Origin of the sequence: Aeromicrobium sp. Root472D3, from assembly GCF_001426485.1 — a bacterium.
Taxonomy (GTDB): Bacteria; Actinomycetota; Actinomycetes; order Propionibacteriales; family Nocardioidaceae; genus Aeromicrobium.
In genome coordinates, this window is the sequence record NZ_LMET01000001.1 from 2,513,733 (window position 1) to 2,533,304 (window position 19,572).

The 19,572-nt window shown below is 68.9% G+C and carries 19 protein-coding genes and 1 tRNA gene; 10 read left to right on the forward strand and 10 right to left on the reverse strand.

Annotated features, from left to right (window positions below):
• Positions 1–20: 20 nt before the first annotated feature.
• From ASD10_RS12410 to ASD10_RS12420, 3 genes are read right to left on the reverse strand one after another with little or no spacing between them, the layout of a single operon-like run.
• Complete coding sequence (locus ASD10_RS12410; protein WP_056608874.1) at positions 21–932, reverse strand: cation diffusion facilitator family transporter; 912 nt, start codon at positions 930–932, stop codon at positions 21–23.
• Positions 932–1,660, reverse strand: coding sequence for a cation diffusion facilitator family transporter (locus ASD10_RS12415; protein ID WP_056608876.1), 729 nt, complete (start codon positions 1,658–1,660; stop codon positions 932–934). The genes ASD10_RS12410 and ASD10_RS12415 overlap by 1 nt, the downstream gene beginning before the upstream one ends.
• Positions 1,657–2,016 carry a helix-turn-helix transcriptional regulator gene (locus tag ASD10_RS12420; protein ID WP_056608878.1) on the reverse strand — a complete coding sequence of 120 codons (360 nt, stop codon included), beginning with the start codon at positions 2,014–2,016 and terminating at the stop codon, positions 1,657–1,659. The genes ASD10_RS12415 and ASD10_RS12420 overlap by 4 nt, the downstream gene beginning before the upstream one ends.
• Positions 2,017–2,120: 104 nt before the next feature.
• Here ASD10_RS12420 and ASD10_RS12425 point away from each other — a divergent pair, with 104 nt between their 5' ends.
• Both ASD10_RS12425 and ASD10_RS12430 read left to right on the forward strand, forming a co-directional pair.
• Positions 2,121–3,362: an MFS transporter gene (locus ASD10_RS12425; protein ID WP_056608879.1), complete on the forward strand. Its 1,242-nt coding sequence runs from the start codon at positions 2,121–2,123 to the stop codon at positions 3,360–3,362.
• On the forward strand, positions 3,359–3,715 hold the full coding sequence (locus ASD10_RS12430; protein WP_056608880.1) for a helix-turn-helix transcriptional regulator: 357 nt from the start codon (positions 3,359–3,361) through the stop codon (positions 3,713–3,715). Before ASD10_RS12425 ends, ASD10_RS12430 begins: the two co-directional genes overlap by 4 nt.
• Before the next feature lie 53 nt (positions 3,716–3,768).
• Here the strand turns inward: ASD10_RS12430 and ASD10_RS12435 are convergent, their stop codons facing one another.
• Positions 3,769–4,455, reverse strand: coding sequence for a DUF4396 domain-containing protein (locus tag ASD10_RS12435; RefSeq protein ID WP_235501844.1), 687 nt, complete (start codon positions 4,453–4,455; stop codon positions 3,769–3,771).
• Positions 4,456–4,586: 131 nt separating this feature from the next.
• On the opposite strand from ASD10_RS12435, the gene ASD10_RS12440 reads away from it, so the two are divergent.
• From ASD10_RS12440 to ASD10_RS12450, 3 genes are all read left to right on the forward strand, one after another.
• Positions 4,587–5,045 carry a hypothetical protein gene (locus tag ASD10_RS12440; RefSeq protein WP_235501845.1) on the forward strand — a complete coding sequence of 153 codons (459 nt, stop codon included), beginning with the start codon at positions 4,587–4,589 and terminating at the stop codon, positions 5,043–5,045.
• 118 nt (positions 5,046–5,163) lie between these two features.
• Positions 5,164–5,706 (forward strand): DUF305 domain-containing protein, encoded by a 543-nt coding sequence (locus ASD10_RS12445; protein WP_235501853.1) that lies wholly within the window; start codon positions 5,164–5,166, stop codon positions 5,704–5,706.
• A gap of 251 nt (positions 5,707–5,957) precedes the next feature.
• Complete coding sequence (locus ASD10_RS12450) at positions 5,958–6,614, forward strand: DUF4396 domain-containing protein (RefSeq protein ID WP_056608883.1); 657 nt, start codon at positions 5,958–5,960, stop codon at positions 6,612–6,614.
• A 273-nt stretch (positions 6,615–6,887) separates the two neighbouring features.
• On the opposite strand, the gene ASD10_RS12455 is transcribed toward ASD10_RS12450, so the two are convergent.
• A complete protein-coding gene (locus ASD10_RS12455) occupies positions 6,888–7,244 on the reverse strand; it encodes a hypothetical protein (RefSeq protein ID WP_056608885.1) in 357 nt (118 codons plus the stop codon).
• A 219-nt stretch (positions 7,245–7,463) separates the two neighbouring features.
• Between ASD10_RS12455 and ASD10_RS12460 the strand changes: the two genes are divergently transcribed.
• The gene (locus ASD10_RS12460) at positions 7,464–9,197 is read left to right on the forward strand and encodes a hypothetical protein (RefSeq protein WP_056608887.1); all 1,734 of its coding nucleotides are present in this window, start codon (positions 7,464–7,466) and stop codon (positions 9,195–9,197) included.
• Positions 9,194–10,837, forward strand: a complete 1,644-nt coding sequence (locus ASD10_RS12465) for a transposase (RefSeq protein WP_056608889.1) — start codon at positions 9,194–9,196, stop codon at positions 10,835–10,837. The genes ASD10_RS12460 and ASD10_RS12465 overlap by 4 nt, the downstream gene beginning before the upstream one ends.
• 254 nt (positions 10,838–11,091) lie before the next feature.
• On the opposite strand, the gene ASD10_RS12470 is transcribed toward ASD10_RS12465, so the two are convergent.
• From ASD10_RS12470 to ASD10_RS12480, 3 genes are all read right to left on the reverse strand, one after another.
• Positions 11,092–11,176, reverse strand: a tRNA-Leu gene (locus tag ASD10_RS12470).
• Positions 11,177–11,269: 93 nt separating this feature from the next.
• Positions 11,270–11,524, reverse strand: a complete 255-nt coding sequence (locus ASD10_RS12475; protein ID WP_056608891.1) for a DivIVA domain-containing protein — start codon at positions 11,522–11,524, stop codon at positions 11,270–11,272.
• A gap of 151 nt (positions 11,525–11,675) precedes the next feature.
• Positions 11,676–12,956, reverse strand: coding sequence for a DUF445 domain-containing protein (locus ASD10_RS12480; RefSeq protein WP_235501855.1), 1,281 nt, complete (start codon positions 12,954–12,956; stop codon positions 11,676–11,678).
• A gap of 85 nt (positions 12,957–13,041) precedes the next feature.
• Between ASD10_RS12480 and ASD10_RS12485 the strand changes: the two genes are divergently transcribed.
• Genes ASD10_RS12485 through hrpA form a run of 3 tightly spaced genes read left to right on the forward strand, consistent with a single transcriptional unit; the run spans position 13,042 to position 18,316 of the window.
• The gene (locus ASD10_RS12485) at positions 13,042–13,950 is read left to right on the forward strand and encodes a neutral zinc metallopeptidase (protein ID WP_056608894.1); all 909 of its coding nucleotides are present in this window, start codon (positions 13,042–13,044) and stop codon (positions 13,948–13,950) included.
• On the forward strand, positions 13,947–14,720 hold the full coding sequence (locus ASD10_RS12490; protein WP_056608896.1) for a CPBP family intramembrane glutamic endopeptidase: 774 nt from the start codon (positions 13,947–13,949) through the stop codon (positions 14,718–14,720). Before ASD10_RS12485 ends, ASD10_RS12490 begins: the two co-directional genes overlap by 4 nt.
• On the forward strand, positions 14,717–18,316 hold the full coding sequence (gene hrpA, locus ASD10_RS12495) for an ATP-dependent RNA helicase HrpA (RefSeq protein ID WP_056608898.1): 3,600 nt from the start codon (positions 14,717–14,719) through the stop codon (positions 18,314–18,316). The genes ASD10_RS12490 and hrpA overlap by 4 nt, the downstream gene beginning before the upstream one ends.
• Here the strand turns inward: hrpA and ASD10_RS12500 are convergent.
• Together ASD10_RS12500 and ASD10_RS12505 are read right to left on the reverse strand one after the other, a co-directional pair.
• Positions 18,313–19,011, reverse strand: coding sequence for a GAP family protein (locus ASD10_RS12500; RefSeq protein WP_056608900.1), 699 nt, complete (start codon positions 19,009–19,011; stop codon positions 18,313–18,315). The genes hrpA and ASD10_RS12500 overlap by 4 nt on opposite strands.
• A 148-nt stretch (positions 19,012–19,159) precedes the next feature.
• On the reverse strand, positions 19,160–19,519 hold the full coding sequence (locus tag ASD10_RS12505) for an FKBP-type peptidyl-prolyl cis-trans isomerase (protein WP_056608901.1): 360 nt from the start codon (positions 19,517–19,519) through the stop codon (positions 19,160–19,162).
• Between the last annotated feature and the right edge of the window lie 53 nt (positions 19,520–19,572).

Sequence of the window (19,572 nt, forward strand, 5' to 3'; positions counted from 1 at the left end):
GTCTCGTTCCTGGGTGTGGGTCACCAGTCGATCTCGTGGCACTCGCGGGCTGCGGTGCGTTCGACCTGGAGGGTGGCGTGCTCGATGGCGTAGGTGGTCCTCAAGGTCGTGCGGGCGTGTTCGAGGATGCGGGGGAACTCATCGGTGTCGTCGGCGACGAGGTGGGCGGTGGCCACGTTCATGCCTGACGTCAGGACCCAGATGTGCAGGTCGTGGACGTCGGTGACTCCGGGGATGTCGGCCAGGTCGTCGGCGACTGCGTCGATGGCCATCCCCTCTGGGACATGTTGGCCCAGGACGGCCAGGACCTGCCGGCCGAGGATGACGGCACGGACGGCGACGAACGCGCCGATGGCCACGGCAACAGCTGTGTCCCACCATGCCTGCCCGGTGGTCGCGATGAGGATGCCGGCGGCGACAACACCGACGGACCCGGCGGTGTCAGCGACGACCTCGAAGTAGGCGCCCTTGACGTTCAGGCTCTCCTTGGAGCCGGCACGCAGCAGCAGCATCACGACGACGTTGACGACCAGGCCGAGCCCGCCGACCACGACCATGGGCCCCGAGGAGACGTCAGGGTCGCTGCCGATGCGGCTGATGGCCTCGATGACCACGTAGGCCGACACTCCCAGCATCAGCAGGACCGTCAGGCCTGACGCGAAGACCTCGGCACGGTAGGACCCGAACGAGCGGCGGCCGGTCGTGTCCTTGCGGGTCGCGATCTTGGTCGCGGCCAGCGCAGCGCCCAAGGCGACGACGTCGGCTGCCATGTGGCCGGCATCAGAGATCAGCGCCAGCGAGTCCGCGAGCAGGCCGTAGACCAGCTCGACGACGAAGAACGTCGCGATGAGGCCAAACGCGATGGCCAGCTTGCCGCGGTACTTGGCGCCGGCATGACCAGCCGGCGGGCCGTGGCTGTGTCCGGCCCCCATCAAAGGCCCCTGTCCGTGCCGAGCTGAATGACCTGCAACTCGCCGGCCGGTGCGCAGCAGTCGTCCTGGCAATCGGTGCAGCCGCACCCGGCGGAGTCGTCACCGTTGCGGCTGATGGGTGAGCAGCACCCCTCACCGCGCCATGCTTCGAGCCCCTCGCGAACGGCGACGGCGGCGATGATGAGCCCGGCGATGGGATCAGCCCACGACCAACCCAACGTGGCATTGAGGACCAGGCCGACCAGCAGCACCGCCGACAGGTAAGTGCACAGCAGCGTCTGGGTGCCGTCTGCGTAGACCGCGTTCGAGCCGAGAGCCTTGCCGGTGCGGCGCTGCGCGTAGGAGATGAACGGCATCACGACCAGCGACACCGCGGCCAGGACGATGCCGACGGTCGACGGGTCGGACTCGGCGCCGGTCAGCAGGCTTCGCACGGACTCGAACCCGACGTAGGCGGCCAGGGCGAAGAACGAGAACGCCAGCAGTCGCAGCGCTTGCTGCTCGCGGGACTCAGGGATGCGGTGGGAGAACTGCCACAGGATGATCAGGCCGCTGGAGACCTCGACGACCGAGTCCAGGCCGAACCCGACCAGCGCCACGGACCCGGCCACGATGCCAGCAGTGATGGCGATGACGGCCTCGACGACGTTGTACGTCACCGACAGGCCGGCGAGCATCTTCGCGCGACGTCCGAGGCGCTGCTTGGTTGCCAGGTCGAGGTCGTTCATGCGCTCACTCCGTGGTTGGGGCACAGGGTGACGGCGAACCCGGTCAGGTCCAGCAACGTCTCGGCTGCTGCCAGTAGCTGCGTGGTCGCTTCGGGGTGGGTGACGCTGAACACCGACGCCCGGCCTTGCGGTCGGGAGGTGACCAGACCGCAGTCCTTCAAGCACGCCAGGTGCTTGGAGACGGTCGACTGAGCCAACCCGAGGTGCTCAGTCAGCTCGACGACCCGGTGCTCACCCAGCAGCAGGTGCTGCAAGATCACCAGGCGCGAGCGGTCGCTGAACCCGTGGAACAGGCACGCGGCCGCAGTCAGCGGTTCTTCCACTTCGGGATCGACCAGTCCCACTGTCATCGTCATGTGACGATGATAGGCCGGCTCCACGCTGGGTAGCAACTAGGTCCAGGCCCGCCAGACCAGGACACATGTGCGTATGTGCGCAGATGTGCACGTATGATGGTCGTATGTCATCAGAACTTTCGACGCTGCAGGGTCGCGCCTACCGGAGCCTGTTCGGAGCGCAGGTCGTGGCGCTGTTGGGCACGGGGTTACTGACGGTGGCCCTGAGCCTGCTGGCGTACGACGTCGCGCCGGGCTCGGCCGGGGCTGTCGTCGCGACGGCGCTGACGATCAAGATGGTCGCCTACGTCGCGTTGGCGCCAGCTGTGTCGGCGCTGACTGCGGGCCTTCGGCCCAGAACGGTCATGGTGGGAGCGGACGTCGTGCGCGTGATGGTCGCGGCGACTCTGCCCTGGGTCGACCAGGTGTGGCAGGTCTACGTGCTGATCTTCTTGCTGCAGGCGGCCTCGGCGACGTTCACGCCGGCGTACCAGGCGCTGTTGCCGACGGTCCTGCCGCGCAAGGACGACTACACGCGGGCCTTGTCCAACTCGCGGCTGGCGTACGACCTCGAGTCGGTCCTGAGCCCGGTGGTGGCAGCGGGCGCACTGCTGGTCGTGTCGTACCACGGCTTGTTCGTCGGGACCGCTGCCGGTTTCGTCGGGTCGGCGGTGCTGGTGCTGTGGTCGAGGCAGGGCGCGCACGTCGTCGACGTCGAGCTGGCGGCGCCGTTCCGTGAGCGTGTCACTGCTGGGGTGCTCCTGTTCGTGCGCCGTCGACGGCTGCGTGCTGTGCTGGCACTGGACCTGGCGGCTGCCGGGGCCACGGCGATGGTGCTGGTCAACACGGTCGTCGTCGCTCGGGAGACCCTCGGCCGTGACGGTGACTCCGTTGCCGTGGCGCTCGGGGTCTTCGGGGCAGGGTCGATGGTCGTGGCCCTGTCCCTGCCGCGCGTGCTGCGCCACCGGACCGAGCGGCAGGTCATGCTGACCGGTACGGTGACCGTCACGGTTGCGCTGGCAGCTGCGGTGGCGGTGACGTCCTCGTCGACGTCGTGGCCTGCGTTGCTGGTCGTGTGGTTCGCGCTCGGCGCGGCTGAGTCCGCCGTCCTGACCCCAACGGGGCAGGTCATCAACGCAGCCGTGACCGAGGCGGAGCGTCCCGCAGCCTTCGCGGCGCACTTCTCGCTGTCACACGCCTGCTACCTGCTGGCGTATCCGGTGGCCGGATGGGTCGGCCAAGCGGCTGGACTACCCGTGTCGGCCGCCGTCCTGACAGTCGTTGCGGTCGCAGCGACTACCGTCGCTGTCATGACCTGGCCAGCAGGCGAGCCGGCCACCGCCACGACGTCACGGAGCCGCCCATGACCACCACGACGCAGGTCCCGGCCAGCCTGGACCACCCGGTCCGACCTGACGCCGCAAGGCTGCGACACGGGGCGCAGATCTTCGCGATGCTCGGCGAGCCCACTCGCCTCGAGCTGCTGTGGCTGATGACCGAGGGCCCTCAGACCGTCACAGCGCTGGTCGAGGCCGTCAACGCCTCACGTACATCGGTCAGCCAGCACCTCGCGAAGCTGCGGCACGCGGGGGTCGTCGACGTCGTCCGCGAGGGCCGCACGGCCCACTACTCGCTGCGTGGAGGCCACGTCGAGCGGCTGGTCCGTGAGGGGATGAACCACGCCGACCACGTGGTCAGCGGCGAACAGCCACATCTCTAGACCCGCGCCGGCTGGACCAATCGCCATCTGCGATCGACGCGTCCGCACACGCGTCAGCTCTGATGGGTGCCAGCGGTCGCATCGGCACCGCTACCGAGGTCGTCCGCGGCCGACACCACAAGCCCACCAAGCACGAACGCGACGATGACCGCGACCAACGCGTTGGTCGGGATGGACGGGATGAACCGCCTCACGCCGGTCGTAGCGGGTGCAGCCTGGTGGTACTCGTGCGTCAGCGCGTGACCCTTGCCGCGCTGCAGCAGGTAACGGTTGACCGGGTAGGCGGCGAAGAACGCCACCGTCAGCGAGATCATCATCCCCACCCAGAACAGGACGTTCACCAGCCCGGCGTTCATGGCGCCGGGGATGACAGCCATGACCAGGTTGTCCACGACCTCCATCGTCGCGATGGACAACGTGTCCGCGGCCAGTACCACGCTCAGCGCAGCACCCACCCCCAAGCCGGCCTTCAACAACGGCAACGAGGACAGCGAAAAGCCGAACACGAACGCCAGCACGATCGAGATGACGATGGTGGCCCCGTTGGACAGACCTGCGACCGTCCCGATTATGAGACCGAGGATCTCGCCGATGGCACACCCGGTCAGGCAGTGCAGCGTCGCGCTGACCGCCATTGCGTTCACGCCACCCTGGTGACCGCCGTGGTTGGTGCCACCGGGGTCGTCGTGCCCCATGTCGTGGTGGTGCGTGTCGTGGTGGTGCGTGTCGTGCTGCTCCATCGCGTCCTCCTGAGCTCTCCGACCTCCCATGATACCCCCAGGGGGTATGCTGCCCGGGTGTCGGCGGAGTCACGGCGGCGGGTTGACGTTCCATCCGGCTGACTGCGGTTCTCGTCCGTAGGATGAAGTTGATGATGCACCCAACGGCACGCGCTGAAGCGTCCGTCAGCCTCCGGTGGCTGATGGCGTTGCTGGCGCCTGCCCTGATCCTGTGCACCGTCCTGATGCACACCCTTGTGCTCGGGCCCGCCTCAGGCGGGCAGCACACCGCCCACGCTCAGATGGCTTCGTCGACGACGTCGGCGCACCACGCTGACACCGCACAGGCGGCCATGGTCGCCAGTCCGGACGGCGGCGACCCGATGCCGATGGGTCCCGGGACCGAGGGCGGCATGTCCGACTGCGGCGGCCTGGTGGCGATGTGCCTGGCGCTGCTGATCTCCTTCGTCGCTCTCATCGGGTGGCCCCGCGGTGCGTTCCGGTGGGTGCTGTGGCAGCGTCCGCCGCCGACATCGGCACGGCTGGGAACGCTGCGCAATGCGTTCGAGGCCATGACGGCACGACAACGCACGACCGTCATCCGCTGCTGACAGGCAGCCTCCGGCGCAACCTCCTCGCGGGGTGTGCGTCGTTCAAGCGACCCCTGTCAAGCAGACCCAAGGAGAACAACTCGTGCGTACCCGAATGAAGGTGGCGACCCTCGTCGCCGTGGCGGCAGCAACCCTGACCGCCTGTTCCAGCCGTGACAACTCGGCCAGTGCCGACTACAACAAGGCGGACATCTCGTTCGCCCAGGACATGATCCCGCACCACCGTCAGGCCACCCAGATGGCAGAGCTGGCCAAGACCCGCACCGACACCGTCGCCGTCCTGAAGCTCGCCGCGGACATCCAGGCCGCCCAGGGCCCGGAGATCGACACCATGGCCGGGTGGTTGAAGACCTGGGGCAAGGACGTCCCCGCCGAGGGCGACGACATGGGCGACATGGACCACTCGACCACGAGCGGCAACTCCAGCCCGATGCCGGGCATGATGAGCGACAACCAGCTGGCCGAGCTCAAGGCGTCCTCCGGAGCGGAGTTCGACCGACTGTTCTTGACCATGATGGTCGCGCACCACGAGGGCGCGATCCAGATGGCCAAGGCTGAGCAGAGCGACGGCAAGAACACCGACGCGAAGGCGCTCGCCGGCACGATCCGCAAGGACCAGACCGCCGAGATAGCCACCATGCGGGACCTGCTCAGGTCCTAGGAGCCCGAACCAGCGGCCCGTGCCCGCCACGACTCGTGTGCGCGGCCCCGTCCCGACCGGCGCCGACCTACGGGTAGCTACCGGCGACGACCTGTTCACCCATGCCGACGGCAGGACCAGACAAGTCGAGCTGGCCGGCTCGGCCGAGCGAGTCGCAGCGCACAGAGTCGCCCAAGTCGCCGGCCCGAATGCCGGACCAACCCCCAACCCAACCTTCACCTCACTCCGCTAACGCGCAAAAAGGAACCTTCATGAACATGACCAACAACGTCCCGGACTGGGTCACCCCCATCGCCTGGGTTTTCATCGCCCTCGCCGTGCTCAGCGCAGCCCTCATCGCCGCCGACATCTACGGTCGAGGCCGCCGACACCGCACCATCTCCACCGAGATCGTCTGGATCTGCTCCGGCCTCTACCTCGGGCCCGCAGCCCTGTGGCTCTACGCCAAGACCGGTCGAACGCCAGCCTCCACCGCTCACGAGTCCTCGGCCTCAGTGGCGACCGTCAGCCTGCCCGGTGGGGCGGCCAGCGCCGTCGCACACCTCATCGGAGTGCCCCTGGTCCTGGCCTCCGGCCTGACCATCGCCGGCATCGACCTATGGGTCATGCTCCTGGTCATCGGCGCACTGGCCATAGTGCTGCTGTTCGCGTTCGAGCGAACCGCCGCCACGGGGCTGAGCATAGGTGCCGCAGCAGGCGCAGCGGTCCTCACCGTCCTGGCGTTCGACATCGGGATGGCCGGGTGGATGCTGCTGCTGCACTTCAACGAGTACATGCCGCCGGCATCCGAGGGGTCGTTCTGGTTCCTCATGCAGATCGGCATCGTGCTCGGGCTGGCAACCGGCTACCCGGTCGCGACGGCACTGGCACGCAGGAACGGTGCCGCCACGGCGGCCGTCGCCGACTAGCCGCAACACGGGCCGGCCCACCGCGCGTCGTGGTGGGCCTGGCCCACGTCGCCCCGCCGGTAGCAGCACCCACGCCCTCAAGCCTCCAACGTGACGTTCGCGGCCACGGTTACTGCCGCACGTGGTGCCCCGGGTCTATCGGTGCGGCTAGAGGGGCGGAGAGGCCAACAGCAACTTCTGGCCTGCGCCACGGACAGACCGAAGGTCTGGGGAGGCAGTGCGCGCGAAAAGGTGGGGTGAGCATTGCGCTCACCCCACCCTCGGTCGTTCGGCCTAGGCAGCCTGTGGCAGTTCCAAGTTGATCTGCGCCTCGGACGCGATGGCTTCGCACAGGCTGCACCCGGGAGTCAGGACTCCAGGCGGGTGCTCGTAGGAGAGTTCCTCTACCGCCCAGAGTCCGAACTGCTCCTCGTGCAGGTCCGGGAACTCGTCCTGGATCGTCTGTTCGAGCTCCAGCTGCAGTGACCACAGTGCGGTCGCGTCGTCGAGCGAGTGCGACCGGTGCTCGGCCGCCGTGATCGCGACCCGACGCCGCATCATCAGCAGGACGTCCCTGCGTCGACGCGCCTTCGCGTCGCTCAACGTGACGACCCCAGCGAGGTCGCCCTGACTCCAGTCGTTTGTCTTCATTTGTGGCCCTCCAGGGGGCGTGGGCGCCGCCTTGGACCTGGATGTCCTCAGTCGTGCGCGGAGCGGCCGAAGCCCTCGGGTAGCACCGTGCCGGCGCTCGCCGTTGGCGCAATGGAGAACGCCACCGGGACGCGATGAGGCAACGACTTCACTCGACATGCCCCACCAGCGCGTGTGTGCGCGCTTGCGTCCTGAGATCCAGGCGGGACTGCCAGAGGTATGGACCACAACAACCGCCCACCCCAGCTCCGCGATGTCGACGCCGCCGTCGCGGCACGTATCGCCAACTACACGCCGCGCAAGGTCTCAGAACTCTGGTGGCTCGAAGTCGGCGACGAAGTGCGTGCCGCCGTGACGGCGGCACGACCGTCGTCGCCGCAGATCGCCACTGGTCATCTGAACGCGCTGGTCCGCTTCCTCGCCAGCCCAGTGGGCTGGAAGGTTGGCACGCGCCTGGACATCGCAGCGCTGCTGTCGTTGCAGTCGGTCGAGACGTACACGAACTTCGTCGTGGGCATCGGCAGCAAGAGCCGCCAGCGTCACGCATTGCGCGCCGTCGGTCGCGCCATCGGTGTTGTGCCGCTTCTCAACCCGTCCCCGCCCGCAGCACTGACGCGAGTCAACCCACTAGTCCAGGCCGCTGGCCACCGGCCCATCGGTGCAGCCCTTCTAGCTGCGGTCATCTCCGCAGATCGCGGCACGGTTCCGAAGGCCCTGTTCGACAGCTTCGCTCGCGCAAACCCGCAGGTCAGCGCCACTGCAGCAGCGGCGAACCCCAGCACCGTGTGGGCGCCAGCAACTCTCCAGTCGCTGGCCGAGGTGACCCACCGACGCGAGAAGGCAACCGTGACCTCCGATTCACGCAAGAAGACAGATCCATCCTCGACCGTCAAGCCGTTGTCACGCACCGCGGCCTTGGCGCAGGCGCGCAAGGCGATGGCAGCGCAGCAACGGGCCGAAGCGGCGGAGGCCGATCCTGTCGCCCCCGATGCCGTGATCCTTGCAGCCATCGAAGGTTTCCTGCCGCGGCTTCCCAACCGTCCGGTGTGGGAACAAAACGAGCAGCTGGCGACAGACCTCGTTCTGGCATACGAGCCGGGATCGGCGCGCAACGCCAAGAAGGTGTGCTCCTTCGTCGCGGTGTTCCTCACCTGGTTCGCCTCCTGGCCGGGACGTGCCACGAACAGCCCGCGCATCCGGCGCGATGAACTGTTCGCGCAGGGTGTCCTCGAGGCGTTCGTCGCGTCCCACAGCTCGACAGAACGCTCGATGAGCACCGCCCGATCGGCCCTGCGTCGCTGCATCGACTCGCTGCACCCGGACGGACGCCCAGCGCGCATCTCTCGCCCTCCGGTGGTCGGCCCCTACGACAACCAGACATGCCGGACCTTCATCCTGCTCGCCAAGAATCAGCCAACCGACGCAGCCACCAAGAGGATCTGCCTGCTGGTCGGTCTGCCGCTTGGAGCCGGGCTGGACGCCGGAGACATGCGTGCGCTCACCGCAACGTCCTTCAGCGACGTCGACGTGGACGGCGTTCCCGTGCTGACCGTCACCGTCATCAACGGGCGCAGGTCACGCACCGTCCCGGTTCGTCACGACATCGCCGACCTGATCCGCACAGCCTTGCGGATCCACGCCGCCGCCGGACAAGGCCCGTCGGCTCGGCTGCTCGGACGCGTCGAGGACCGAACGAACATTGTTCCGACGGACGACCGGGTGCCGGTCACCGCCGGTGACCCCGCTCCGTCCATCAGCATCATGCGGTTGCGCAACACGTGGCTCGTCGCCGCCATGTGCTCGAACATCTCGCTGGCCGACCTTCTCAAGGCAGCTGGCTTCTCCACGCCCCGGACGATCACCGACCTGCTTCCGCACTGCCCGCCCCAAGACCCGACTGTCGTAGCCCGAACACTGACCGAGCTGAAGAACCCTTCCGGAGGCAACCGATGAGGGTCGAGGCCAAGCGGTTCGAGATGACGATGCAGTACGTTCGGCGCTCGGGTGTGGGTGCCGACGTCGAGGCCCGGGTCCGAAGCGGCGTCGGCGGCCGACCGCGTGACCTCGAGATCGATGTGCTTCTCGCCGCCATCATCTTGGTCTCGCAGGACCTCAACAAGGTTCACCACACGAAACTGCACCGCCTGCTGACCACCGGGCTGTCGCGCACCCTTCAGAAGACGCTGAACATCCGATCCGGCTCTCACGTCCTGTCCCTGCGGCAGGTGCGTTACCTCCACAACGCGATCACCGACACCTACGAGACCAGTGACGCCGTCAAACCCGTGCTCATGGCCACGGAGCGAGCTGCGCGCCGAAAGGCCGGCATGGACGTCGATAACGTCACCTCTTTGACCCCAGCCGAACGAGCCGAGCGGCAGGCTGCACTCACGGACTTCCAGCGCAAGATCCTCGCGGCGTCCACGACACACATCGGACGAGGGACGCGCCTGGCGATCGACGCGACCGCGCTGGACTCCGCCGCGCGCGGCAAGGTCCGCGGACTCCGCTGCGCCGACCCAGACGCACGATGGGGTCCCCGCACCAAGACATACGACAACCGCACCAAGAAGGTCTTCGGCTTCCACGCCACGATGGGAATTCGCACCGGCACAGTCGGCGGTGTCGAGGAGCCTGCACTGGTCGAGACGTTCTTCCTGCTGCCCGCCAACAAGAAGGGCATCGAAGAAACAGTCGCGGAACTCGCCTACGCCAATGGCCTGCCAGGCGGTGTCGACGAAATCATGGTCGACCGCGCCTACAGCTACTCGGTCGCCCCCAAGTGGGCCGACAAGCTTCGTGAATTCTGCATCGAGCAGGTCTTCGATCTTCACCCGAACGACCATGGCGCCAAGCTGAACGTGAAAGACGGCTACCTGATGATCGACGGCTGGGCGCACTGCCCGTCGACGCCGAACCGCCTGAAGCGCATTGCACGCCCCGAGACCTTCAGCCCCTTGAAGCTACGACGCAACGCGACGTCAAAGGAGCATGCGGACCGCGACCGACAGGTCGCCGACCTCAACAGGTTCAACGCTGAGATCGCCGAGCGCGACCAGTACAAGTTCGAGAAGCACGGCACGACGTCATCCGGCAAGACTCGCTTCAAGTGTCCCGCGCGCGCCGGCAAGCTGCTGTGCGAGGGATGCCCGCTGAGCACCATGCTTCCCGGCGACCGGCCCACCGTCGAGCCTGAGGACCTCGAGAACCTGCCTCGCGCGTGCGCGCAGGAGACCATCACCATCGACCCCTCGGCTGCGCCGAAGTTGAACCAGAAGCACTACTGGGGCAGCAAGGCCTGGCAAGCCGACTACGGACGCCGGTCCCGCGCCGAGGGAACCTTCGGCTTCATCAAGACCGAGCAGAACGTGTCCACTCGCGGCTGGACACGACAGGTCGGACTGCTCAAGACAGCTTTCAACGCCATCCTCGTCGTCGCGGCTTACAACCTGACCACTCTCCTGCGTTGGGCCAAGGCGTGCGGCGACACGAGGGACCCACTCACGCTGGTCGACTTGACTGACCATGGGTTCGAGGAACTCGATGCGGGCGGGAACGTCGTTGGAGGCGTACCGCCCCCCGTGCCCGCGTAAGACCTGCAGGCACCTCAACTTCATACCCCCCCTTGCAGCCCGCTGGCCCCGTGCCGGCGGGCCAGAGGCGTTTCACAAAACTCACTGACGGACCCACCACCGGCGTCCGGCCACACGCTTCGAGCCCGGATTCGCAAGAACAGGACGCTCTAGGCCAACGGGCGGCGCCAAGATACGACGAAACCCTGTCCAGACCGCGGTCTGAACAGGGTTTCGTCACTCTGGGGCCCTGAGTTTCGTCAGGACCCCGTGTGTGTCCGAGGGGGGACTTGAACCCCCACGCCCGTAACCGGGCACTAGCACCTCAAGCTAGCGCGTCTACCATTCCGCCACCCGGACATGCGCTCGATGTGAGCGCCGTGCAGCACTGAACTCTAGCAAAGGGGTTGCCGACCACCGAATCCCGGTCCCCTGTTCGAGCGAGGCGCGGGCTCAGGTGCGCGGATGCCCCTGCGATGCCAGCAGGTGCAGCTCGTCGAGGTGGTCGTCGACCTGCTGCATGTCGTAGCCCGGACGCAGCCGAACGGGCGTGAACACCGCGCTGCGGATGCGCTCGGCGAGAGCGTGGTCGGGCAGCCGCCCGGCGAGCGCGCGCTGGACCTCGGCGAGGAACACGTCGACCTCCTCGGCCTTGTAGCCCTCGCGCCAGCGGACCATCGAGAACAGGGGCGTCGGAACCGTCGTCATGGTTTCACCCTGCCATGTCGGGGTACCACTCCAGAAGTGCGGCATCCGTCCAGGATGTCCACAGTGTGATGCGCGTCACCCACAGTTCACCGGAAGTTACCCACAGGTTGTCCACACTTGTGGACCGACTCTCGAGTTGTGAATCAGAGTGTCAGATCACGGTCGAGATCGCGTGGATCACCAGCCCGGCCAGTCCGCCCACCACGGTGCCGTTGATGCGGATGAACTGCAGGTCGCGGCCGACGTGCAACTCGATGCGGTCGGCGGTCTCCTTGCCGTCCCAGCGGTTCACGGTGGCCGAGATGATCGTCGCGACCTCGTGGCCGTAGTTGTTGACGGCGTACGCCGCGACGTTCGAGATCGTCGTGTCGACCCGCGAGCTGAGCTGCTCGTCGTCGATGAGCCGGTGCCCGAGGCGCTCGATCTCCTCCGTGGCGCGGGTGCGCAGCAGGCCCGTCTCGTCGCCCAGCGATCCGATGACGGCGCGACGCAGGGCGTCCCACAGCTGGATCGACGTCGTGCTGACGCGCGGCTGCGTCAGCATCCGGACCTTGAGCCGCTCGAAGCGCGCCATCGTGTCGGGGTCGTGCTGCAGGTCCTGCGCGAGCTCACGCAACCAGCTGTCGAGCGCCTGACGCGCGTTGTGGTCGGGCGTCCGGCCGATCTCGGCCACGAACTCGACGACCTGCTCGTGCACCCAGGTCGAGACGCGCTTGTCGAGCCACTGCGGCGTCCACGACGGAGCCCGGTTCTCGATCAGCGCCGCGACCTCGTCGTGGTTGTGGTCGAGCCAGCGCGCCAGCTCGTCCACGGCCAGGTCGACGAGACCGTGGTGCGCACCGTCGCGCAGGATCTCGTCGAGCAGCTGACCGACGACGGGGCTCAGCTCCTCCTCCTCGAGACGCGGGATCAGCGCCTCCTGGATCACCGCGGCGACGTCGCTCTCGCGCACGTGCGACAGGGCGTCGGCGAGGATGCGCGAGCCCTCGCGGACGATGCGGTCGGCGTGCCGGCCCTCGATGACCCACTCACCCGCCCTGCGGCTGACGCCCGCTGAACCGATGCGCTCGCGGATGACCTCCTCCTTCAGGAAGTTGTCGGCGACGAACTCCTGCAGGCTCTCGCCCAACGACTCCTTGCGGTTCGGGATGATCGCGGTGTGCGGGATCGGCAGCCCCAGCGGGTGCCGGAACAACGCCGTCACGGCGAACCAGTCGGCGATCGCGCCGACCATCGCCGCCTCGCTGCCGGCGTTGACGTAGCCGAGCCAGCCCGTGTCGTGCTCGCGCGTCAGCACGTACACGACGGCGGCGAGCACCAGCAGCGAGAGGGCCAGCGCGCGCATGCGGCGCAGACCCCTGAGACGGGCGGCGTCGCCGGCCGACATCTCCTCGGGGAGGGAGAGTCCGGGGGCGGTGTCTGTCGTGGTCACACGGCAACTATCCACGGTCGGACGGGTGCGCGCTGCGTAGACTCTCCGCCATGCGTGAGCGGGCAACTTCGACCAAGGTGGCGGCATGAGCTTCAACGACGGCGCCAAGCTGGACACGAGCCAGGTCACCGGCGGCGGCTCACGCGGCGGGCTCGCGATCGGCGGCGGCATCGGCGGCCTCGTCATCACGCTGGTCGCGGTGTTCCTCGGCGTCGACCCGTCCGTCATCACCGGCGCCACGAACGGCAGCCCCTTCGACACCAGCCAGGTGCAGACCGGCGGCGACCAGTCGACCACGACGTTCGACCAGTGCCAGACCGGCGCCGACGCCAACCGAGACGTGACCTGCCGCATCATCGGCACCGTCAACAGCGTCCAGGACTACTGGACCGACGCACTGCCGGCCGATGTCAGCCGTCAGTACCGCGCCGCCAAGACCGTCATCTACTCCGGCGCCACGCAGTCGCCGTGCGGCACCGCGTCCAACCAGACCGGCCCGTTCTACTGCCCCAGTGACGAGCGCGTCTACATCGACGCGAGCTTCTTCGACGAGCTCGAGTCGACGTACGGCGCCGACGGTGGCGCGCTGGCGCAGGAGTACGTCGTCGCGCACGAGTACGGCCACCACGTCGAGAACATCCTCGGCATCCTCGCGAAGGGCCAGGACGGCAAGACCGGCCCGCAGAGCGGCGGCGTCCGCATCGAGCTGATGGCCGACTGCATGGCCGGCGTGTGGGCCAACCACGCGTCGACCACCGAGGACGCCGACGGCAACACGCTGCTGCAGCCGCTGACGCAGGACGACATCGACTCGGCCCTGTCGGCGGCCGCCGCGGTCGGCGACGACCACATCCAGGAGGAGCTCGGCGGCGGCAGCGTCAACCAGGACACGTGGACGCACGGCTCCAGCGCCTCGCGCCAGAAGTGGTTCAAGACCGGCTACGAGAGCGGCACCGTCAACGCCTGCGACACGTTCGCCACGAACGACCTGTGAGCTCGCCCGACACGGGCCGCCCCGCCGGCCGGAACCTCGCGGTCGAGGTCTGGATCGTCCTCGGCCTGTCGCTGGGCGCGTCGGGCGTCTACGCCCTCGTCAGCCTGATCCGCAAGGCGACGCTCCCCGGCGGGCTGGGCGACCAGACCGCGACGCTCAACGCGTCCCGCGACGACCGCGAGGTCTTCGACTTCGTCTACCAGGTGCTGGGCATCGGCTTCGCCCTCGTGCCGGTCGCCCTCGCGCTCTACCTGCTCTCGCTCGACCCCGTGAAGGAACGGGTCACCGAACGCCTCGGTCTCGACCGCCACCACGCGCGGTTCGACGCCCTCTGGGGCATGGGGCTCGCCGCCGTCATCGGCCTGCCCGGGCTGGGCCTCTACGGCATCGGTCGCCTGCTGGGCATCACGGCGCAGATCATCCCGGCCCCCGACATCTCGTACTGGTGGACCGTCCCGGTGCTCATCCTCGCTGCGCTGCAGAACGCGATCCTCGAGGAGGTCGTCGTGATCGGCTACCTCATGACCCGCCTGCGCCAGAGGAGCTGGGGCGTGGCGGCGACGATCGTGACCGCCGCGGCCCTGCGCGGCAGCTACCACCTTTACCAAGGTGTGGGGCCGGGCCTCGGCAACTTCGTGATGGGGCTCGTGTTCGGGTACTGGTTCCACCGCACCGGACGCGTCATGCCGCTCGTCATCGCCCACACGATCCTCGACGTCGTGGCCTTCGTCGGCTACTTGCTGCTCGGCGATAGTCTGGGCCTGACGTGAAGATCGAATACCCGCCGTCGCTGCCCATCACCGAGCGGCACGACGACATCGCCGCCGCCGTGCGCGACCACCAGGTCGTCGTCGTCGCGGGCGAGACCGGTTCCGGCAAGACGACGCAGCTGCCCAAGATCGCGTACGAGCTCGGACGCCGCTCGATCGCGCACACCCAGCCCCGCCGCATCGCGGCGCGCTCGGTCGCCAAGCGCATCGCCGACGAGTGCGAGGTCGAGCTGGGCGCCGAGGTCGGCTACGCCGTCCGCTTCGACGACCAGACCAGCGAGTCGACCGCGATCCGCCTCGTCACCGACGGGCTGCTGCTGGCCGAGCTGCAGCGCGACCGTCGCCTCTCGCGCTACGACACGATCATCATCGACGAGGCGCACGAGCGGTCGTTGTCGATCGACTTCCTGCTCGGCTACCTCAAGCAGCTGCTCCCCCGCCGCCCCGACCTCAAGGTCGTCATCACGTCGGCGACGATCGACGTGGAGCGCTTCGCGGAGATGTTCGACGCCCCGATCATCGAGGTCAGCGGACGCACGTTCCCGGTCGAGGTCCGCTACCGTCCGCTGGCCGAGACCGGCGCCGACAACGAGCTCGAGGCGCTGGCGCAGGCCGTCGCCGAGCTGCCGACCGAGGGCGACATCCTCGTCTTCATGTCGGGCGAGCGCGAGATCCGCGACGCCGCGGAGTTCCTCGCCGGCCGCAAGTACCCCCGCACCGAGATCCTGCCGCTGTACGGACGCCTCGCGGCCGCCGACCAGCAGAAGATCTTCAGCAGTCACCCGGGCCGTCGCATCGTCCTGGCGACCAACGTCGCCGAGACGTCGCTGACCGTCCCGGGCATCCGCTACGTCATCGATCCCGGCTTCGCCCGCATCTCACGGTTCAGCCAGCGCCTGAAGGTGCAGCGCCTGCCGATCGAGCCCATCTCGCAGGCCAGCGCCTCGCAGCGGGCCGGCCGGTGCGGGCGCGTCGCCGACGGCATCTGCATCCGGCTGTACTCCGAGGAGGACCACGACGGGCGACCCGAGTTCACCGACCCCGAGATCCAGCGCACCAACCTGGCCTCGGTGCTGCTGCAGATGGCGTCGCTCGACCTCGGCGAGATCAAGGACTTCCCGTTCCTCGACCCGCCCGACTCGCGCGCCGTCAGCGACGGACTCAACCTGCTGTACGAGCTCGGCGCCCTCGACACGCAGGGCCGTGGCGGCACCCGCCTGACGAAGATCGGCCGCCGCATGTCGACGCTGCCGACCGACCCCCGCCTGGCCCGGATGCTGCTCGCGGCCGACCGGCTCGCCTGCCTCGGCGACGTCCTCGTGATCGTCGCGGCGATGTCGATCCAGGACCCGCGCGAGCGTCCGCTCGAGCACCAGCAGGCCGCCGACGAGAAGCACCGCCGGTTCCGCGAGCCCGACTCCGACTTCCTGTCGTACCTGACGCTGTGGACCTACGTCCGCGAGATGCGCGACGAGCTGTCGAGCTCGGCGTTCCGCCGGCTGTGCCGCGACGAGTACCTGCACTGGCTGCGCATCCGCGAGTGGCAGGACGTCCACTCGCAGCTGCGCCGCACCGCCAAGGAGCTCGGCCTCAAGCCCGGCGCGACCGGCGCCGACCCCGACCGCATCCACCAGGCGCTGCTCTCGGGGCTGCTGTCGCACATCGGCCTCAAGGACGCCGACGGTCGCGAGTACCTCGGTGCCCGGCAGGCCAAGTTCATGATCTTCCCGGGCTCGGGCCTGGCCAAGAAGACGCCGCGCATGGTCATGGTCGGCGAGCTCGTCGAGACCGGACGCCTGTGGGGCCGCACCGCCGCGAAGATCCAGCCCGAGTGGGTCGAGGCGGCCGGTGAGCACCTCATCAACCGCAGCTACAGCGAGCCCCACTGGTCGTCGCGCCGCGGAGCGGTGATGGCCCGCGAGAAGCTGCTGCTGTTCGGCATCCCGCTCGTCGCCGACCGCCTGGTGCAGTTCGGGCGCATCGACCCCGTCACGTCGCGCGACCTGTTCATCCGCCACGCGCTGGTGCAGGGCGAGTGGCGCACGAACCACGCCTTCTTCGCCGCCAACCAGCGGATGATCGCGGGGGTCGAGGAGCTCGAGGAACGCCTGCGCCGCCGCGACCTCCGGGTCGACGACGACACCCTCTACGCCTTCTACGACCAGCGCGTGCCCGCCGACGTCGTCTCGACGCGGCACTTCGACACGTGGTGGAAGAAGACGCGGCACGCGCAGCCCGACCTCCTGACGTTCGACCCCGCGATGCTGACCCACGGGCCCGACGACGCCGACGACGAGTTCCCCCGCGAGTGGCACTCCGACGGCCGGTCGTACCCGCTGACGTACGCGTTCGAGCCCGGCATGAGCGACGACGGCGTCACGGTCGACCTGCCGCTCGACCAGCTCATGACGGTCGACGACCGGGCCTTCGACTGGCACGTGCCGGGCCACCGCGTCGAGCTCGTCACCGAGCTGATCCGCTCGATGCCTAAGAGCCTGCGCCGCGAGTTCGTGCCCGCCGGCCAGTTCGCGCCGCGGCTGGTCGAGGCGATGGACCCCGGTGCGTCCGACCTCAGCAACGAGCTCGCCCGCCAGATGCGCCTGCTGAACGGCACCGTGGTGTCGGCCGACGACTTCGACTTCGACGCCCTGCCGTCGCACCTCCGCGTCACGTTCCGGGTCGTCGACGGCACCGCCGAGCTGGGCCGCGGCAAGGATCTCGCCGCCCTGCGGAGCGAGCTAGCGAGCCACCTGCGGGCCGACCTCACGAAGGTCGCCCGGCGCGAGGAACGCTCCGGCATCCGCTCGTGGGACGTCGGCACGATCGAGCCGTCCATCACGGCCGGCCAGGTCACGGGCTACCCCGCTCTGGTCGACGAGGGCACGTCGGTGGGCCTGCGCATCCTCGACTCGGCCGACGAGCAGCACGTCGCGATGGTCAAGGGGCAGGCGCGCCTGCTGTCGTTCACCCTCGCCACCCCGGTGCCGCAGATGGGGCGGTCGCTCGACCTGCACGCCAAGCTGCTGCTCTCGACCGGCCCGCACCAGGACGCCGCCGCGGTGATCGAGGAGTGCTGGCTCGCGGCGCTCGAGTCGCTCGTCGTCCGCCACGGCGGGCCCGTGTGGGACGAGGCCACGTGGTCGCTGCTGCACGACGCCGTCCGGGCCGAGGCGTACGACGCGACCGAGCGAGCGGTCCAGAGCGTCCTGGCGACGCTGCGGGCGCTGGGCGACGTCACTCCCCTGCCGTCGACCGAGGCCGGCGAGGACGTCCGCGTGCAGCTGTCGTGGCTCGTGTACCGGGGGTTCATCCGCGATGCCGGGGTCGACCAGTTGCGGCGCTTCCCGCTGTACCTGCAGGCTGCCGCACGACGCCTCGAGGCACCCCTGACCGACGACCTGCTCGCCGCGCAGGACCTCGAGGCGCGGTTCCACGCCCGCACGGCCGAGCTCTCGCCGTGGTCCCGGCTGACCCCCCGCGTGCAGCACGTGCGGTGGGCGCTCGAGGAGCTGCGCATCGGCCTCCTGGCGCAGCACCTGCGCACCGCGTTCCCGGTGTCGGTCAAGCGCGTCACGGCCCTGGTCGACGACCTCTAGACGCCCAGACCCAGCCCCTGGGCGGCGTTCGAGGCGACGACGAACCCGATGATGCCGAGGATCCACGCCGTGTTCTCCTGCGCGTTGCGTCCCATCCAGTCGTCGACCCTGCGCAGCACCGGCTCGACGACGCGCGACGCAGCCATGCGTCCGGCCAGCAGCAGCGACGCCGGCAGCACCATCACGACGCAGTACGCCGCGAGCGTCACCGCGGTCGCGGGCCATGACAGGTCGGCCGTCCCCACGAGGCCGATCGCGGCGAGGTAGGGCACCATCGACGCCGCCTCGACGAGTGCCGCGGTCACGGCGAGCACCACCAGGCCGCGGGTCGAGCCCTCGTCGCCGACCGCGCGCTCGCGCCACTGCGCCAGGCGTCCCGACGGCTCGCGCTGTCTGCGGGACCCCGTCCACACGCCCGCGGCCAGCAGCGCGAGGCCGACGACGAGCTGGGCGGCCTGCACGGGTCGCGCGTCGAGCGCGTCGGCGACCTGGTCGGAGAACCTCGCGACGCCGGCGACCAGCGCCAGGCCCAGGACGAGGTAGAAGGCCGCGACGGTCGCCAGGAACACCATGATGCGTCCGGGGCGGAGCCGTCCGGGAGCCAGCATCAGCCAGATCGGGATCAGGAGCGTCCCGAAGCTCGTGCTGTCGACGAGGGCCAGGACGACGAGGGTTCCGAGCAGTGCGACCGTCATGCACCCAGCCCATCAGGTGCCGGCGGCCCGCACATCCCCCACGCGTCTATCGCGACCTGGCCGAAGGTCGCACACGCACGAGTGGCGCAGGACGGTCGGTTCCCGGACCGGGAAGCCACCGTCCTGCGCCACTCGCGAGGGCGTGGGGTCAGACGCCGAGCAGGTCGATCACGAAGACGAGGGTCTTGCCCGACAGGCGGTGTCCGCCGCCGGCGGGGCCGTACGCGAGCTCGGGCGGGCACACGAGCTGGCGGCGTCCGCCGACCTTCATGCCGGGGATGCCCTGCTGCCAAGCGGCGATGAGCTGCGGCAGCGGGAACTTCGCGGACTGGCCGCGGTCCCACGAGGCGTCGAACTGCTCGCCGGTGTCGAACTCGACACCGACGTAGTGGACGTCGACGAGTCCGCCGGGCACGGCCTCGGGGCCGTCGCCGACGATCAGGTCGGTGATGGTGAGCTCGGTGGGCGCGGGCCCCTCGATGAAGTCGATCTCAGGCTTGTCAGTCATGGTCCCGATCCTTCCACACCACCGCGCCGTCGCAGCCCGGGCCTGACAGACTG

Excerpts from the sequence above, each read along its gene's own strand:
- ASD10_RS12410 (WP_056608874.1), bottom strand. The coding sequence starts at position 932 with ATGGGGGCCGGACACAGCCACGGCCCGCCGGCTGGTCATGCCGGCGCC.
- ASD10_RS12415 (WP_056608876.1), bottom strand. The coding sequence starts at position 1,660 with ATGAACGACCTCGACCTGGCAACCAAGCAGCGCCTCGGACGTCGCGCG.
- ASD10_RS12420 (WP_056608878.1), bottom strand. The coding sequence starts at position 2,016 with ATGACGATGACAGTGGGACTGGTCGATCCCGAAGTGGAAGAACCGCTG.
- ASD10_RS12425 (WP_056608879.1), top strand. The coding sequence starts at position 2,121 with ATGTCATCAGAACTTTCGACGCTGCAGGGTCGCGCCTACCGGAGCCTG.
- ASD10_RS12430 (WP_056608880.1), top strand. The coding sequence starts at position 3,359 with ATGACCACCACGACGCAGGTCCCGGCCAGCCTGGACCACCCGGTCCGA.
- ASD10_RS12435 (WP_235501844.1), bottom strand. The coding sequence starts at position 4,455 with ATGGAGCAGCACGACACGCACCACCACGACACGCACCACCACGACATG.
- ASD10_RS12440 (WP_235501845.1), top strand. The coding sequence starts at position 4,587 with ATGATGCACCCAACGGCACGCGCTGAAGCGTCCGTCAGCCTCCGGTGG.
- ASD10_RS12450 (WP_056608883.1), top strand. The coding sequence starts at position 5,958 with ATGAACATGACCAACAACGTCCCGGACTGGGTCACCCCCATCGCCTGG.
- ASD10_RS12455 (WP_056608885.1), bottom strand. The coding sequence starts at position 7,244 with ATGAAGACAAACGACTGGAGTCAGGGCGACCTCGCTGGGGTCGTCACG.
- ASD10_RS12460 (WP_056608887.1), top strand. The coding sequence starts at position 7,464 with ATGGACCACAACAACCGCCCACCCCAGCTCCGCGATGTCGACGCCGCC.
- ASD10_RS12465 (WP_056608889.1), top strand. The coding sequence starts at position 9,194 with ATGAGGGTCGAGGCCAAGCGGTTCGAGATGACGATGCAGTACGTTCGG.
- ASD10_RS12475 (WP_056608891.1), bottom strand. The coding sequence starts at position 11,524 with ATGACGACGGTTCCGACGCCCCTGTTCTCGATGGTCCGCTGGCGCGAG.
- ASD10_RS12485 (WP_056608894.1), top strand. The coding sequence starts at position 13,042 with ATGAGCTTCAACGACGGCGCCAAGCTGGACACGAGCCAGGTCACCGGC.
- ASD10_RS12500 (WP_056608900.1), bottom strand. The coding sequence starts at position 19,011 with ATGACGGTCGCACTGCTCGGAACCCTCGTCGTCCTGGCCCTCGTCGAC.
- ASD10_RS12505 (WP_056608901.1), bottom strand. The coding sequence starts at position 19,519 with ATGACTGACAAGCCTGAGATCGACTTCATCGAGGGGCCCGCGCCCACC.